This window comes from Caulobacter sp. S45, from assembly GCF_903642205.1.
GTDB lineage: Bacteria > Pseudomonadota > Alphaproteobacteria > Caulobacterales > Caulobacteraceae > CAHJWH01.
The window spans coordinates 1-14,764 of record NZ_CAHJWH010000003.1 but is presented as its reverse complement, the minus strand read 5'-3'; the positions used below and the strand labels follow the sequence as shown (position 1 = coordinate 14,764).

Sequence of the window (14,764 nt, the reverse complement as noted above, 5' to 3'; positions counted from 1 at the left end):
ACGCGATGCGCCAGCCCTACCCAGGTGCGAGTTCATGCAAGAGCCTTCAAAAACCATGGCCTGTTCTCAAGCCGTGCAGCCTCGCCCCTCAAGATGCGCCGGTCGCCGCCTGGCAGGGGCGGCATCGGCGTTTTGAGATTAAAACTGCCTATCAGACAGAAATATACGATCGCACCCACCTCCTCAAGGCTTACACCCGCCCGTCGAAGGGCGAGATGCCGAAGCGCTCGATCTTAGAAGTTCACCGTCACGCTGCCGCCGTAGGTGCGTGGCGCCAAGATGCCGTAAGCGTGGTTGCCGCCCGTCTCCCCGTAGATGTTCACGGGCTGGTTCTCGATGTTCTTGACGTACATCCGGAGCAGGTACTTGTTGTCCTGGAAGCTGTAGTTCAGGCTGGCGTCGGTCATCACGTAAGTCGACTGGGTGTCATACGCGGCGATGATCGGAGTGCCGAACTCCAGCGGGTAGGAAGACGAGATCTTGGTGTTGACGCTCGCAGTCAGGGCTTGGCCCTCGGTGATGCGCCAGGTGTGATCATAGCCCAGCAAGGCCGACACGAGCGGCAGGTTGACCAGCTTCTGGCCCGCGGGGATGCTCGTCGTGGTCGGCGTTCCGGCGGGCGTTTCCGCGAACGTCGCCCCGTCATAGGTCCCGTGCGCCAGGGTCAGCGACGCCGAGAGGTGGTCGACGGGCGTCAGGGCGAACTGGCCGTTGAACTCAAGGCCGTAGGTCGACAGGCCTCCCGCGTTCAAGACGGAGAGGTTGCTGCCCGCGGCAGCGGTGTTGTAAGTGGCGGGCTCGGTAATCTGTAGATTGTGGAAGGTGTAGTAGTAGAAGTCGCCGTTGAGCTGCAGCCGGTTGCCAAGGAATCGATTCTTGGAACCGAATTCATAGGCTGTGATCGTCTCCGGCAGGAAGAAGACAGGGGCCCGGTTCGCCGGCGTCGGCAGGGTCGGGCTGCCGCCGTCGGGGCCGCCAGCCACGTAGCCGCTGGAGATGTTGGCGTAGAGCAGCTTGCCGTGAGCCAGATCGTACTCCGCGCCGCCCTTGTAGGTGGTGTGGTACTCGTCCTGCTGCAGCTTGGCGAGGCCGGGTTGTTGCACGCCCTTGTGGTCTCTGGTGTAGCGGACGCCGCCCGTCAGCCGCAGCCGGTCGGTGATCCCGTAGGTCGCCTGAACGAACCCAGCCTCGGAGGATTGCGGGAGGCCGGTATAAGTGACCTTGGTCGAGCCGAGCCGCGGTCCTAAGATCGGATTATCATAGGCCAGCTGCGTGGTCTCGAAGTAATTTCCCGTACTGTCAAAGAAGAAGCCACCCGCCTGCCAGGCGAGCCCTCCGGCATGTGTGGCCTGATCGTGACCGGCGAACCGGATTTCCTCCGAGTAGTCGTAGTCGTTGGAGCGCGTGCTGTTGAGGTTGACGACGGCGTTCGGCAGGTCGAAGAACCGCTGGTGGGTGCCCACGAAGCCGGTGATCGACGTCGCCGTCATCCAGCCAAAGTCATAATCCACGTGGCCCTGGTAGGCTTCGTCGAACGTGTCCGTGCTGCCGCCGGTCGCGATCTGCCCGCCTCCGAAGTCAGTGCAGCCTGTCGGCTTCGTGACGCCCGGTATGTAGGCCGACGTTCCCGGCACGGTGAGCGACCAGGCCTGGGAGCCGGTGCAGGGATAGGACTCCTGGACCGAGCCGTGACCGCCCTGGTGCAGGTAGTCGGCTTCACCATAGAGCGTCAGCTTGTCGGTCGGCCGCCAGCGCACGGAAGCGCGGGCGACGTCGGAATTTTCGTCGTCGTAATAGTCGCCTAGATAGCCGTCGCGCCGATCACGCCCATAGGCCAGCCGCACGGCCAGGGTGTCGGTCAGCGGCACGTTGAGGACGCCGGTGAAGTTGTTCTGCGCGAAGTTGCCGCCCTCAGCGGTCACCGAGCCCCCAAACTTGTTGGTCGGCTGGTTGGTGATGATGTTCAGCGCGCCGCCGACCGCGTTGCGGCCGTAGAGAGTGCCCTGCGGACCATTCAAGTCTTCGACACGGGACACGTCCAGGAAGGCGAAGCCGGTAGGCAACGGGCGGTCGAAGAAAAGACCGTTGACGCTCACAGACACGGCGGGATCGGCTCGTGGATCAATGAAGTTCGACTCGACGCCTCGAATGGCGACCTGGATCGAATTGACGAAGGGCAACAGCTGGACGCTGGGAAGGACCGCGTTCAGGTCCTGGATCTGCACGATGTTCTGCTTGGCGAGCGTGTCGCTGCTGACCACGTCCAGCGAAGCCGCCGTCTTCTGCGCGGTGCTCTCCCGCTTTTCCGCGGTGACCACAACCTCCTGCAGTTGCGCGACGTCGGGCGCTGGTGCAGCAAGCGACGGAGCGCTACCCGCCGACGGGCCAGTCCCGTTCGGAGCGCCCGCAGGCGGGGGGGATTGGTCGCCCGTACCCGTGGAGACGGACGACGACGACGCTCCGGACGAGGCGGCGGCCGGTTGGCCGGTCTGCGCCGACGCGGCTGTCGCCCAGGACAGAGCAATAATTGAAGCGCAAGCCAGCAGAGCGTTTGGTCGCACGCATCCCCCCTAATATCTAGATTGAGGCGCCGCTAGGCGCAGTCACCTCCACCTGTGTTTTTTCCAGGCTCTTCGTCTATGATCGAGAAAAAACTCTCCTCGTCAAGCTGAGGATCGTTGCATTGGGGCTGAAACCCGACATGTGGCTGCAATGCCGCAGCAGCGTGCAGCCTGCCCTTCAAGTCGCCCAGATGTTGAAGAGTAATGGACGACGCAAAGCGCGCACGGTCGGGTATCTCGAGCGAGGGAGACGTCGCCAACGCCCGCAGAGCCGCCGGTTGTTGTGTTTGCTAGGCCGCCCCGCTGACCATCTCGCGCGCCGGCTGAAAGCCTAGCGTGTGGCGCAGGGTGTCGGGCGACCAACGCATGCCCCTCCAGGCGACGTACTGGTCGGGCCGGACCAGCGTCAGCGCCGCCCCGTAAAGCTCCCGCACCGGCACGCCTTCGGGGCGTACGACGCGCAGGCGCGCGCCGGCCTCGCGCGCCTCCGCCTCGGCCCGGGCGATATCCTGTGATGAGGCCTCCGGCGCGGCGACGAGCGCCAGGCCCGGGCCGAACAGGTCATAGAGCGAGCGTCCGTCGGAGAGCCACGCGTGAGGCGCAAGCGAGCCGGGCCGCGCGCTGGGCGTATAAACCTTGCCGTCGCGGGACGGTGCGGGCGTGCCATCCGAAGCGATTACGGGAGAGTCTTCGTAACCGAGGCCTAGCACGGTGCCGAGCGTGAAGAACTCCCGCGACTTGGCGGCGAGGATACGCTCGCCGGTCTCGCGCCTGAGCGCCTCCCCGTCCGGCGTGTCATGCTCCAGCCCTTCCTGATAGAGCTGCCCGCCGAGCAGGGCGTTGTTGGCCACCGCTTCCTCCATGACGATCTCATGGACGGCTCGGCGCTCGGCCTCATAGCTGTCGAGCAGCGTCTGGCCACCCCAGCCCTGCAGGGTCGCCGCCATCTTCCAGCCGAGGTCGACGGAGTCGGCGATACCCATGTTCATGCCGTAGCCGCCGAAGGGCGGATGGAGGTGGCAGGCGTCGCCGACGAGGTAGACCGGACCTTTGCTGTAACGGTCGGCCAGGAGGCGGCTGGCCATCCACTCGTCGGTGCTCAGGACCTCATAGGGCAGGTCGATGCCCGTGGCCCGCGCGATGGCGGCCGCCGCGTCGGCGTTCGACAGGGTCTCGCCCTCCTTCATGCCCGTCGGCATGAAGAACCAGATATCGCCCGAGTCCATCGGGCCGATCAGGCTGGCGCCGTCGGAATTGACCTGCCAGTACTGAACAGCCGGCCCCTGCGCATGGGCCTCGGCCAGCCCCGGCGCGCGGAACACGATGTTGTAGTTGCGGGTGATGCCGTATCGGCCTTCCATCCGCGCGCCGATCAGCTCACGCACCGCGCTCCGCGCCCCGTCAGCGCCGACGAGGTATCGGGAGCGCACCTGGCGCTCCCCGCCCTCCGACGCCAGGCGGGAGACCATCGCATCCTCTTCCTGGGTGGCCGAGACGAAGCCGAGGCCGAAGCAGACCTCGACCGAGGGCAAGGTGCGAACGTGGTCGAGCAGCACCCGCTCCAAGGTGTACTGTGGGACCCACTGCGCGTGCTCGGGGTAGAGGTCGCTGCGCTTGGGGGCGGCGTTGAAGGCGTCGCTGAAGTGCGCCAGCGGGTATCCCGCCAGTCGTGTGACGAAGCGGATGTCGTTGGGATAGTCGGTCCCGAGCGGCGAGGCGTCGGCCAATGTGTCCGCAACACCCCACCGCCTGAGATGGGTGCGGGTTCGCACGTTGGTGGTCTTGGCCCGGGGTGCGGCGCCCCCGCGCACGTTGCGCTCGGCCAGAAGCACTCTGACGCCCCGGCTCCCGAGTTCTATCGCCATGGCCAGGCCCGCCGGGCCTGCCCCGATCACCAGAACGTCGACGTCCACAGGCATCAGGCGGCCCTGGTCTCGCGGATCGGGTCCGCCTCATAGTTGTGCACGAAGTCTTCGGGCACCGCAGGGCCCCAGTTCGCCAAGCTGTCGGACATGTCGTAGTTGGTGGGAGTCCAGAGCGAGTAATCATCGATGTGGTCCATGTCCGAAAAATATTCGAACCAGGAGCCCCAAGGGTCTTGGATATAGTGAAAGAAATTCGACCCAATAGTGTGGCGGCCGAAGCCCCAGTCGCCGTTCATCGCGGCCTCCCGGGTCTTCTCCACCAAGGCCCGGCCGCCGCGGCCGACCTCGTCGGGGTCGCCGACCTGGAAGCTCGCGTGGTGGAAGCCGACCGCCGGCGACTTGGCGAAGGCGACCACGTGGTGATCGCTATCCTTCCGTGCGCAGCAGAAGGCGATCACGTCCTGCGCCCGGTCCGCGAGGCCCATGCCCAGGGCCTCGGTCATGAAGGCCACGCTCTTCGCCACATCGGGGGAGAACACCAGGATATGGCCGAGCCGGAGCGGCCTGGCCGGCTGATAGGCGGCGGACGGCAGCATGGCGGAGCGGCGCTTCCTCACCACCCGCCCGGGTCCGTTGACCTCGAAGGCCGGGGCTTCGGCGAGTTCGGGATCGGCCGGATGGTCCTGGAGATGGATCAGCATCCCGTGGGGATCCTCCACCCACAGGCCATTGTCCGAGAAACCCTCCGGCGGCGCCACCACCTTGCCGCCCGCAGCGGGAACGCGTTCGGCGATCTCTTCCAGACGGTCGGCGCGAAGCGCAATGTGGTGCAGCCGCTTCCTCTCCGCTCCGCCGATCAGCACGATGGAGTCCCGCTCCTGGCCCGGACAGCGCAGGCGGGCTGCGGAGCCATCGCTGGCGGCCTCCAGCCCGGCGTCGGTGTAGAACTTCAGGCCGGGCTCGAGCTCGGGGACTTCAAGGGTGACGGAGAGGGCGGACAGGACAGGCATGACGACCTCGCTTGCACAATTTTACCGGCTCAGGGGTCCGTGCAGGCGCACGGGCCTCAAGCCGGCCTCACGACCTTGTTCTCGATAAAGCCCAGGTCTTCAACCTCGCAGCGGACCACATCGCCCGGCTGGAGGAAGCAGGGCGGCTGCATCCCCACGCCCACGCCCTCCGGCGTTCCGGTGGCGATCAGGTCTCCGGTCTCCAAGGTGAAGGCCGTGGACAGATAGCTGATCTGCTTCCAGATGTTGAAGATCATCTGGGAGGTCTCGCTCTCCTGGCGGACCTGGCCGTTGACCAGGCACTGGAGCTTTAGCCTGTGCGGGTCGACGACCTCGTCGGCCGTGACGATCCAGGGGCCGATCGGACCGTGCGTGTCGAAGGACTTGCCTAGGGTGAAGGTTGGAGAATGGAACTGCCAGTCCCTCGCGGACACATCATTGGCGACGAAGTAGCCGAACACGTGCTTGGGCGCGTCGGCCTCCGAGACGCCCTTCGCAGGCTCGCCGATCACCACGCCGAGTTCGACCTCATAGTCGAGCTTCTCGGTCACGCCCGGATCGATGTTGTCGTAGGGCCCCGCCAGGCAGGTGGTCTGCTTGTTGAACCAGAGCTGCTGCTTGGGCGCCTCGACGCCGATGCGCCGGGATTCCTCGACATGTTTCTGGTAGTTCATGCCGATGGCCAAGTACTTGCCCGGACGCTCGATGGGCGCCAGCAGGCGCAGCCCGTCCAGTTCCAGGGTCTCGGAGGCCGCCGATACCGCTTCGCCGACCGCCCGCAGCGCCTGCGGACCGCCGGCAGCTATTGAGTACATGGTTGGATAGCTCGCCTTCAGTGCATCCAGTGCGACGACGCGGCCATCCCTCATCGCGCCGAGCCGAGGCGCGGCCGCTTCTCCAAATCGCAGCAATCTCATGCAGGGTCTCCAACAGCGCCGCGAGCGCCGAGCGCTGTCGCCGCGCCCTTGCCATTTCAACTTTCCTGAGGCAATAAATATCTTATGCTGAGCCTTGTCGAGTCTACGAACTCTGAGCCGCTTGGACCGCGCAGCCAGACCAGTCTGGCCTACGCCCGCATTCGTCGCGACCTCCTGGGCGGGCGCTATGCGCCCGGCGAACGGCTGAAGATCACCGATCTCGCCGCGGCGCTGGACGTCAGTCCAGGGGCGGTGCGGGAGGCGCTCTCGAGACTTGTGCCCGAACAGCTGGTGGTCTCGCGCGACCAGAAGGGCTTTGTGGTCGCGCCGCTCTCTATCCAGGATCTGGAAGATCTCACCGACCTTCGCTGCGAGATGGAGGCGATCGGACTCAGGCGCTCGGTGACGCTCGGGGACGAGGGATGGGAGGCCCAGGTGCTGGCCGCCGCCCACCGGCTCCGCCGCAGCAAGATGCTTTCGGACCCCGAGCGGACGCTGACCTCGGAGTGGGTCGATCGCCACGCCGCCTTCCACGCAGCGCTGGTCAGCGCCTGCGGCAACCGCCGGCTCCTGGACATCATCGCGCAGCTGTACCAGCAGAGCGAACGCTACCGGGGGCTCTCCATCTATGTGGAAGGCGAACGTGACATCGATGCGGAACACCAGGGGCTGGTCGACGCCGCCCTGGATCGGAATGCGGATCGGCTCGTCGAGCTGATGTGCGCGCACCTGCGCACCACGACCTTGAAGATCGTCAGCGCCTCGCGCGCTTCGGCGGCCGTGATCGCCTGACCCCGCTGCCGGTGAGGACAACGGCGAGGCTATTTCGTCGTCGGCTCTGCGGTCTCGCCTCACTGGACGCCGTGGTCGAGCACAAGCAGATCACCTAGAATTATAGTTGCCAGTGACCCGGGCGAAGGATGAACGGTATGGACGCGGCGCTCCCCTCCCCTTCGGGCCGCAGCACTGAAGCGGCGGTCGTCCGAAGTCCCGGCGCGCCGTTCGTGCTCAGCCCGGTTACGCTCTCCCCGCCGCGGCCCGACGAGGTGGTGGTGGAGGTGGAGGCCTGCGGCGTCTGCCACGCCGACCTCGCGGCCAGCGCGGGCGAGATGCCCTTCCCGCTGCCCGGCGTCCTGGGTCACGAGGGCCTGGGACGCATCCTGGAAGTGGGCTCGGGGGTGGAGACGGTGCGGGTCGGCCAGCGGGTGGTCGTCAGCTCAGCCTCCTGCGGACACTGCCCCCAATGCCTCGGCGGGGCGCCTGTCTATTGCCAGGACTGGCCGCGGCTGAACCTATTCGGGGGCGCTCGGGGCGACGGGTCCGACACCCTGGCCGGCGAACTGACCGGCGAAGGCGCTCACCTGCACGGCCATTTCTTCGGCCAGTCCGCCTTCTCGCGCCACCTGCTGACCAAGGCCCGCGCTGTCATCCCCGTGCCGGAGGACCTCCCCGCCGCGGTGCTCGCCCCGCTCGGGTGCGGCGTGATGACCGGCGTGGGCGCAGCCACCTTGGTGCTCCAACCGGCCCCGGGCGACCGGGTGGCGGTGTTCGGGGCCGGGGCGGTGGGGCTGTCGGCGGTCATGGGGCTGAAGCTCACCGGCGCGGCGCAGATCATTGCGGTGGACATCCACGACTCCCGGCTCGAACTCGCCCGCGAGCTCGGCGCCACCGAGACGATCAACGCCCGCAACGTCGACGTCGCCGAGGAGATGGCGCGCCTTACGCAGGGCGCGGGCCTGAACGGAGCCATCGAGACCAGCGGCGTCGCCTCGTCCCTCCAGGCCGCCATCTCCAGCCTCCGCGCAAGCGGGATTTGCGTGGTCGTGGGCGTGCCCGCGGACCTGGCGCGGGCCGGCGTGGACCTGATCGAGCTTGTTTCCAAGGGCCTGCGCCTCGTCGGCACCAACCAGGGCGACGCCAACCCGCACACCTTCATCCCCCGCCTGATCGAGCTGCATCGCCGCGGACGCCTGCCCGTGGAGCGTCTGGTGACCAGCTTCGCCTTCTCCGAGATCAACGACGCCGCCGCGGCGTCCTCCAAGGGTCAGGCCATCAAGCCCGTCCTGCACATGTCCTGATCCGCGGAGCGGCCGGTCATCAAGCCGGCCCACTGCCCACGCGCGAAAGCGACCTCTAGAAAGACTCCTAGCAATGCCGATAATTAAGCCCAGCCTTCACCACGTCACCTTCAGGACCAGCCGGCTGCAGGAAATGGTCGACTGGTACGGCAAGGTCGTCGGGGTCACCGTCACTTTCCAGGACGAGCACAACGCCTGGACCACCAACGACGCCGCCAACCACAGGGTGGCCTTCCTGTCGGTCCCGGGGATCGTGGAGGATCCGGACAAATTTCAGCATAATTGCATGCACCACAGCGCCTTCGAGTACGAAAGTCTCGACGCGCTTATGGAATCATATTCGCGAATGGCCGGAGAGAACATCAAGCCGGCCTTCTGCCTCCACCACGGCATCACCATCTCGCTCTACTATCGCGATCCTGACCGGAACTTCGTCGAGTTGCAGGTCGACAATTTCGGCGATTGGGCCAAGTCCACCCGGTGGATGCAGGTGTCGGAGGATTTCCGGACCAATTCGATCGGCTCCTTCTTCGACGCGGAGAAGGTGCTTCAGGCGCACAAGGCCGGAACAGACTTCGAAACGCTCAGCCGCGACATCCGGCAGGGTGACTATAAGCCGGATGTGATCCCCAACATCGGGCTGCCTGAGCCGGACGCCGTACTGCGCGGGCTGTGACCTCGGCGGCGGCGCGGCGGGCTCGGGGGGCGCCGCAAGATCGAGCCGCATAAGGACGCGCTCGACGACGCCTCCTGCTTCGAGAACATCGACACTGAGACGACGGCGCTCGAGGACATCTCCCAGTTCTAATGGACTCAGTTAATCTTGGTCAGCAAGGTTCGAATCCATTGATTGCCCGCATCGTTGTGGTTGCGGCTATGCCAGTACTGGCGCACCTGGAAGGTCGGGCTGGTGACGGGCAGTTCATAGACCTTGACCTGCCCCTCGGCGGCGAGCTGGGCGGCGAGCCTGGACGGGACGACGGCGATCAGGTCGGTCTGGGCGACCGTCACGCCGACGGCGAAGTAGCTAGAGACCTCCAGCGCGATGTTCGCTTCGGCCCTGAGCTGGCCAAACCCCGGTTCGACATGGGTGTGCCCGGTGCCTGCGATCGCGGTCACGATGTGGGACTCGGACTTGAAGCGCTCCAGGCTCAGGGCGTCGCGTATCCGCGGGTGGTCTACACGCGCGATGCACACATAGTGCTCGTCGTGGATCTTGTATTGCCTGAGGTCGTCGGCCTCCGGAGCCAGATAGCCGACGATCAGGTCGACCGCGCCGTCCGAGAGCATGGACTGGCTGTCCTCTGCGATCTCCCGGACACGCAGGCGTACGCGGGGCGCGAGACGGGAGACCCGCGCGATCAGGTGGGGCATCAGGATGGTCTGGGCCGGGTCGGCCATGTGCAGGACGAAGCGACGATCCGAGGTCTGCGGGTCGAACACCGCGCGTTCGACGAAATGATCGCCCGCGATCCGCAGCACGTCGCGCACGGCCCGGATCAAGTCCTCCGCCCTGGAGGTCGGCTGCATGTTGGAGCCCACCCGCACGAACAGGGGATCGTCGAAGGTCCGCCGCAGCCGTCCGAGGCTCAGGCTCACGCTTGGCTGGCTGGTCCGCAGCTCGTCTGCGGCGCGCGAGATGTTGCGGGTCCGATAGACGGCTTCGAACAGCCTCAGGAGACGCAGGCTGACGGCGTCGAGGCGTTCGGGGATCATAGCTTGGACGGCATTGGAGGTATCCTCTCCGCCTTATAGGCCAGGCCAGGAACGGGCGTTAAGCCGAACGCCGGGAGATCGCCATGATCCTTGTCACAGCCGCCTACGGGAACCAGGGCCAACGTCTGATTCCGTTGCTGGCGCAGGCCGGGAAGACGGTGCGCGCCCTTCGCGCCTCGGGCGACCTGCAGGCGCTGAAGGCGCTGGGCGCCACCGAGGCCCTGCAAGGCGACGCCAGCGATCCCGCCGTGCTCGCCCGCGCCATGGAGGGCGTGGAGACCGTCTACCACATCGGGCCCTCGCTCCACCCTCGCGAGGAGGCCATGGGCCTGGCGGTGGTCGAGGCGGCGGAACGGGCGGGCGTCAAGCACCTGGTGTTCAGCTCCGTCCTGCACGCCATCGAGGACCGGCTGCTCCAGCACCGCTCCAAGCTGGCGATCGAGCAGCGCATCATCGTCTCTGACCTGAACTGGACCATACTGCAGCCGACCAACTACATGCTGCCGGCCTGGTCCTATCCGGTGTTCAGGACCGAGGTGTTCAGGCTGTGGTGGTCGCTGGACCGGCGCCAGTCGCTGATCGTGCTGGACGACTATGCCGAGGTGGCCGCCAAGGTGATCCTGGAGGGCGCCGTCCATCACGGCGCGACCTACGAGCTCAGCTCCGGCGATTGCCTCACGGCCTACGAGATCGCGGACCGCTTCGCCAAGGTCACCGGCCGCCCGATCCGGGCGGAGGAAGTGAGCGCCGACGCGTTCATGGTCAAGCACCGCAAGCACCACGCCATGCAGGCGCTGCTGGACGCCGGCCGGACCGTCACCTCCGCCGACTTCCCCTACGAGTTCGAGGTGTTCCGCGCCATCGGCGCCTGCTACTCGGAGTCCGATTTCGTGGGCAACCCGAATGTGCTGACCTGGCTCCTGGGCCGGACTCCGACCACGGTCGAAGAGTATCTTCGCAAGGAGTACGGCCGCTTCCAGGCCGCAGCCCGATGACGGTCGAGTTCCTCACCCTGGTCGGCAAGGACCGCGATTGAGATGACGGGTCTCCCGGACCGCCGTGAGCTCGTGAAGGCGGCCGTCGCCGCTCCGATGCTGCTGGCCGGACTCGGCCGCGAAGCGGTCGCGGCGCCCCCGTCGTCGCCCCGCCCCCCGCTCCCGTCCGACCGCTTCCACTATGTCGTCGCAGGCGCGGGCCACAACAGCCTGATCTGCGCCGCCTACCTCGCCAAGGCGGGCTACCGCGTCCTGGTGGTGGAAGGCCAGCCCGAGATCGGCGGTGGCTGCAAGACCACCGAGCGGCTGCTGCCGGGCTTCAAGGAGGACTGGTGCTCCGCCACTCACGGCCTGATCGCCAGCAATCCCCTGGTCTCGCATGACGAACTGCGCCTGGAACAATATGGCTACGAGATCCTGCGTCCCGACGTGGTGATGCACTACCCTTTCGGCGACGGAGCCTCGTTCACCATCTTCAGGGGCGACCTGGAGCGCAGCGCCGCGACGATCGCGCAGGTGTCCAAGGCGGACGCGGAGACCTTCCGGCGGATGGCGGCCCTGAAGAGCGCCGCCGCGGCCGGCGACGCGCTGGCCGCAAGCTACATGAAGACGCTCGGCCAGATGAGCGGCTACGCCGCGGCGCGGCAGGTCTGGCGCAGCCCGCACCTGCAGGCGGCCGCCCTGGCGGGCGGCCGGTTCTCCGGCGTGTCCGGGAGCGACTTCGGAACCGGGAGCCAGTCCCTGTCCATGATGGCCAACCTCGAAGGGCGGCCGTTCCCCAGGGGCGGCTCCGGCATGCTGGCGATCGCGCTCGGCCGCTACATCAAGGCGCACGGCGGCGTGGTCCTGACGCGCATGCCTGTGACCGGCCTGATCCTTGAGGCCGGCCGCTGCCGGGGCGTGGAGTGCGCAGACGGGCGCCGGTTCCGCGCGGAGACGGCGGTGGTCTCCACCCTGCATCCCAAGCATCTGGTCGCCATGGCCCCCGCCGCGCTCTGGGGCGAGGCCTTCACCCAGCAGGTGGACCTGATGCAGTCGGAGCTGGGGATGTTCGTCGTCCACTGCGCGCTGACGGAGCCCCCGCGCTACCCCCTGGCATCCGGCGGCACGATGCTCACGCCTGAGGCGGCGGCGATGGAGGACCCCGCCAGCATCTTCGTCCCAGACCGGGACGCGGCGGAAGGCGAACTCCACCTCGCGGACTATCCTTTGCAGGTCTGCCATCAATCCGCCTTCGACCCCACCCGGGTCCCGCCCGGCTGCGGCTCGGTGAAGGTGCAGGGTTATGTCACCTACGACCTGAAGGGCGGCCCGGCGCGCTGGGACGAGATCAAGGACCAGGTCGCCGACACGGTCATGTCCCGCTACATGAAGCTGACGGCCAACCTCACGCCGGACAAGGTCCTGGCCCGCCACATCGTCAGCCCGCTCGACATCGAGCGGGGCAACGCCTCCATGTGGCGGAGCAACGTGCATGGCTTCGACAAGCGCGCGGGCGGCTTCTTCCCCTATCGGCTGCCGATCTCGGGACTGTACCAGACCGGCGATTGCACCGCACCCGGCGGCGGGATCAGCGGCCTTCCCGGCCGCAATGCCGCCGAAGTCATTCTGAAGGACCAGGGGCGCAGCCTCGACCAGGTCGTCGCCTCGGCGACCTGACGGCGGCCCCATCGAAGAGAACGGACGCAAATGGACGGCAAGATCGGGCTCGAGGAGCATTTCGCCCTCGAAGAGACGCTCCAGGACTCCAAAGGCCAGATGCCGGACGTGATCTGGCCGGAGCTGCGGGAGCGGCTCCTGGACATCCAGGAGCGGCGTCTTCGCCTCATGGACGCGCATGGCATGGAACTGATGCTCCTGTCCCTGAACGCTCCGGCGGTGCAGTCGGTGGCCGACCCGGCCCGCGCCGTCGACCTCGCCAGCAGGGCCAACGACTACCTGGCCGAGGAGGTCGCCAAGCGCCCGGACCGCTTCCAGGGCCTCGCCGCCCTTCCCCTGCAGGACCCGGACGCCTCGGCCCGCGAGTTGGAGCGTTGCGTGCGCGACCTCGGCTTCCGCGGCGCCCTGGTGAACGGCTTCTCCGAGATCGCGGGCGTGGACGGGCCCGTCTACTACGACCTGCCGCGGTACGCAGGCTTCTGGGCGGCGGCGGAGGCGGCGGACGTCCCCTTCTACCTGCATCCAAGAAACCCGCTGCCCCAGGACGCGCGCATCTACGCCGGCCATCCCTGGCTGATGGGCCCCACCTGGGCCTTCGGGCAGGAGACGGCGGTCCATGCGCTGAGGCTCATGGCGTCGGGCCTGTTCGACCGTCATCCGTCGCTGCAGATCATCCTCGGCCACATGGGCGAAGGCCTGCCCTACAGCATGTGGCGGATCGACAACCGCAACGCCTGGATGAAGCTGAAGCCGGCCTATCCGGCCGAGAAGCCGCTGGCCGACTACTTCCACGCCAACTTCTATCTGACCACCTCGGGCAATTTCCGCACCCAAACGATGATCGACGCCATGCTGGAGATCGGGTCCGACCGCATCCTGTTCTCCACCGACTGGCCGTTCGAGAACATCGACCACGCCGCCGACTGGTTCGACGCCTGCAGCATCAGCGAGGCCGACCGGGTCAAGATCGGCCGTACCAACGCGCAGAAACTGTTCAAGCTGGACGCCGGCAAGGCGTAGAACATGCACGGATAAGGGAGAGAAAACATGGGTATGCAGCGCAACGTGCGTCACTGGATCGGTGGCGAGTGGGTGGGCGACGCCTTTGAGGGCCAGAGCGTCAACCCGGCCACCGGCGAGGTCATCGGCGCCTTCGCCGAGGGCGGCCGGGAGGTCGCCGAGAGCGCGATCCAGGCCGCGCGCAAGGCCTTCCGCGCCGAGCCCTGGCCCCACGACCCCATGCTGCGCGCCGCAGCACTCAGCCACATGGCCGACGCTTACGCCGCGCGCCTTCAGGAGGTAATAGACACCCTGTGCCTGGAGAACGGCAAGGTCCGCGGGGAAGCGACCTTCGAGGCCACCTTCATCATCCGTGCGCTCCGCTACGCCTCGGGCCTGGCGACCCAGAGCCATGGACGGGCCTTCGATCCCAAGCCCGGCCAGCAGTCGCTATCCTTGCGCCAGGCCGTCGGCGTGGCGGGCCTGATCATCCCGTGGAACTCGCCGGCCTATCTGATGATCCGCGCTCTGGCGCCCGCGCTCGCCGCCGGCTGCACGGCGGTGGTGAAGATGCCGGCCCAGGCCGCCCAGACCGCCGCCCTGCACAGCGAGATCATCGGGGCCATCCCCGAGATCGCGCCCGGCGTGGTGAACATCTTCACCGAGTCCGGCGCCGAGGGGGCGCGCTGGCTGGTCGACTCGCCGCATGTGCCGGTGATCAGCTTCACCGGCAGCACCCACACCGGCCGCCTGATCGCCCAGGCCGCCGCCGTCCACCTGAAGCGGGTGGGCCTGGAGCTCGGCGGCAAGACCCCGCACCTCGTCTTCGACGACGCGGACCTGAACGCGGTGCTACCGGTGCTGGAGAAGTCCTCCACCGTCTTCGCCGGCCAGTTCTGCATGACCGGCAGCCGCATCCTGGTCCAGCGCGGCATCGCGGACCGGCTGAAGGCCGGCCTGGCGG

12 protein-coding genes are annotated in these 14,764 nt (G+C 67.1%); 7 read left to right on the top strand and 5 right to left on the bottom strand.

Annotation, left to right across the window (positions count from 1 at the left end):
- Positions 1-233: 233 nt before the first annotated feature.
- From HUV06_RS00710 to HUV06_RS00695, 4 genes are all read right to left on the bottom strand, one after another.
- Positions 234-2,318: a TonB-dependent receptor gene (locus HUV06_RS00710; RefSeq protein WP_174299352.1), complete on the bottom strand. Its 2,085-nt coding sequence runs from the start codon at positions 2,316-2,318 to the stop codon at positions 234-236.
- A gap of 533 nt (positions 2,319-2,851) precedes the next feature.
- The gene (locus HUV06_RS00705; RefSeq protein ID WP_174299351.1) at positions 2,852-4,480 is read right to left on the bottom strand and encodes an FAD-dependent monooxygenase; all 1,629 of its coding nucleotides are present in this window, start codon (positions 4,478-4,480) and stop codon (positions 2,852-2,854) included.
- Positions 4,480-5,436 carry a VOC family protein gene (locus HUV06_RS00700; protein ID WP_174299350.1) on the bottom strand — a complete coding sequence of 319 codons (957 nt, stop codon included), beginning with the start codon at positions 5,434-5,436 and terminating at the stop codon, positions 4,480-4,482. The genes HUV06_RS00705 and HUV06_RS00700 overlap by 1 nt, the downstream gene beginning before the upstream one ends.
- 56 nt (positions 5,437-5,492) lie before the next feature.
- Complete coding sequence (locus HUV06_RS00695) at positions 5,493-6,353, bottom strand: fumarylacetoacetate hydrolase family protein (protein WP_174299349.1); 861 nt, start codon at positions 6,351-6,353, stop codon at positions 5,493-5,495.
- 84 nt (positions 6,354-6,437) lie between these two features.
- Here HUV06_RS00695 and HUV06_RS00690 point away from each other — a divergent pair, with 84 nt between their 5' ends.
- From HUV06_RS00690 to HUV06_RS00680, 3 genes are all read left to right on the top strand, one after another.
- Positions 6,438-7,145, top strand: coding sequence for a GntR family transcriptional regulator (locus tag HUV06_RS00690; protein WP_174299348.1), 708 nt, complete (start codon positions 6,438-6,440; stop codon positions 7,143-7,145).
- Positions 7,146-7,282: 137 nt separating this feature from the next.
- Positions 7,283-8,431, top strand: coding sequence for an NAD(P)-dependent alcohol dehydrogenase (locus HUV06_RS00685; RefSeq protein ID WP_174299347.1), 1,149 nt, complete (start codon positions 7,283-7,285; stop codon positions 8,429-8,431).
- Positions 8,432-8,504: 73 nt separating this feature from the next.
- Positions 8,505-9,107, top strand: a complete 603-nt coding sequence (locus HUV06_RS00680; protein WP_174299346.1) for a VOC family protein — start codon at positions 8,505-8,507, stop codon at positions 9,105-9,107.
- 137 nt (positions 9,108-9,244) lie between these two features.
- Here the strand turns inward: HUV06_RS00680 and HUV06_RS00675 are convergent, their stop codons facing one another.
- Entirely contained in the window at positions 9,245-10,147 is a 903-nt protein-coding gene (locus tag HUV06_RS00675) for a LysR family transcriptional regulator (RefSeq protein WP_174299345.1), read from the bottom strand.
- Positions 10,148-10,230: 83 nt separating this feature from the next.
- Between HUV06_RS00675 and HUV06_RS00670 the strand changes: the two genes are divergently transcribed.
- The 4 genes from HUV06_RS00670 to HUV06_RS00655 all read left to right on the top strand — a co-directional run.
- Positions 10,231-11,142 carry an NmrA family NAD(P)-binding protein gene (locus HUV06_RS00670; protein ID WP_174299344.1) on the top strand — a complete coding sequence of 304 codons (912 nt, stop codon included), beginning with the start codon at positions 10,231-10,233 and terminating at the stop codon, positions 11,140-11,142.
- A gap of 42 nt (positions 11,143-11,184) precedes the next feature.
- Positions 11,185-12,801 (top strand): NAD(P)/FAD-dependent oxidoreductase, encoded by a 1,617-nt coding sequence (locus HUV06_RS00665; RefSeq protein WP_174299343.1) that lies wholly within the window; start codon positions 11,185-11,187, stop codon positions 12,799-12,801.
- A gap of 30 nt (positions 12,802-12,831) precedes the next feature.
- Positions 12,832-13,821 carry an amidohydrolase family protein gene (locus HUV06_RS00660; protein ID WP_174299342.1) on the top strand — a complete coding sequence of 330 codons (990 nt, stop codon included), beginning with the start codon at positions 12,832-12,834 and terminating at the stop codon, positions 13,819-13,821.
- A gap of 27 nt (positions 13,822-13,848) precedes the next feature.
- A partial coding sequence (locus HUV06_RS00655) for an aldehyde dehydrogenase family protein (protein WP_217433576.1) occupies positions 13,849-14,764 on the top strand: 916 nt, incomplete at its 3' end.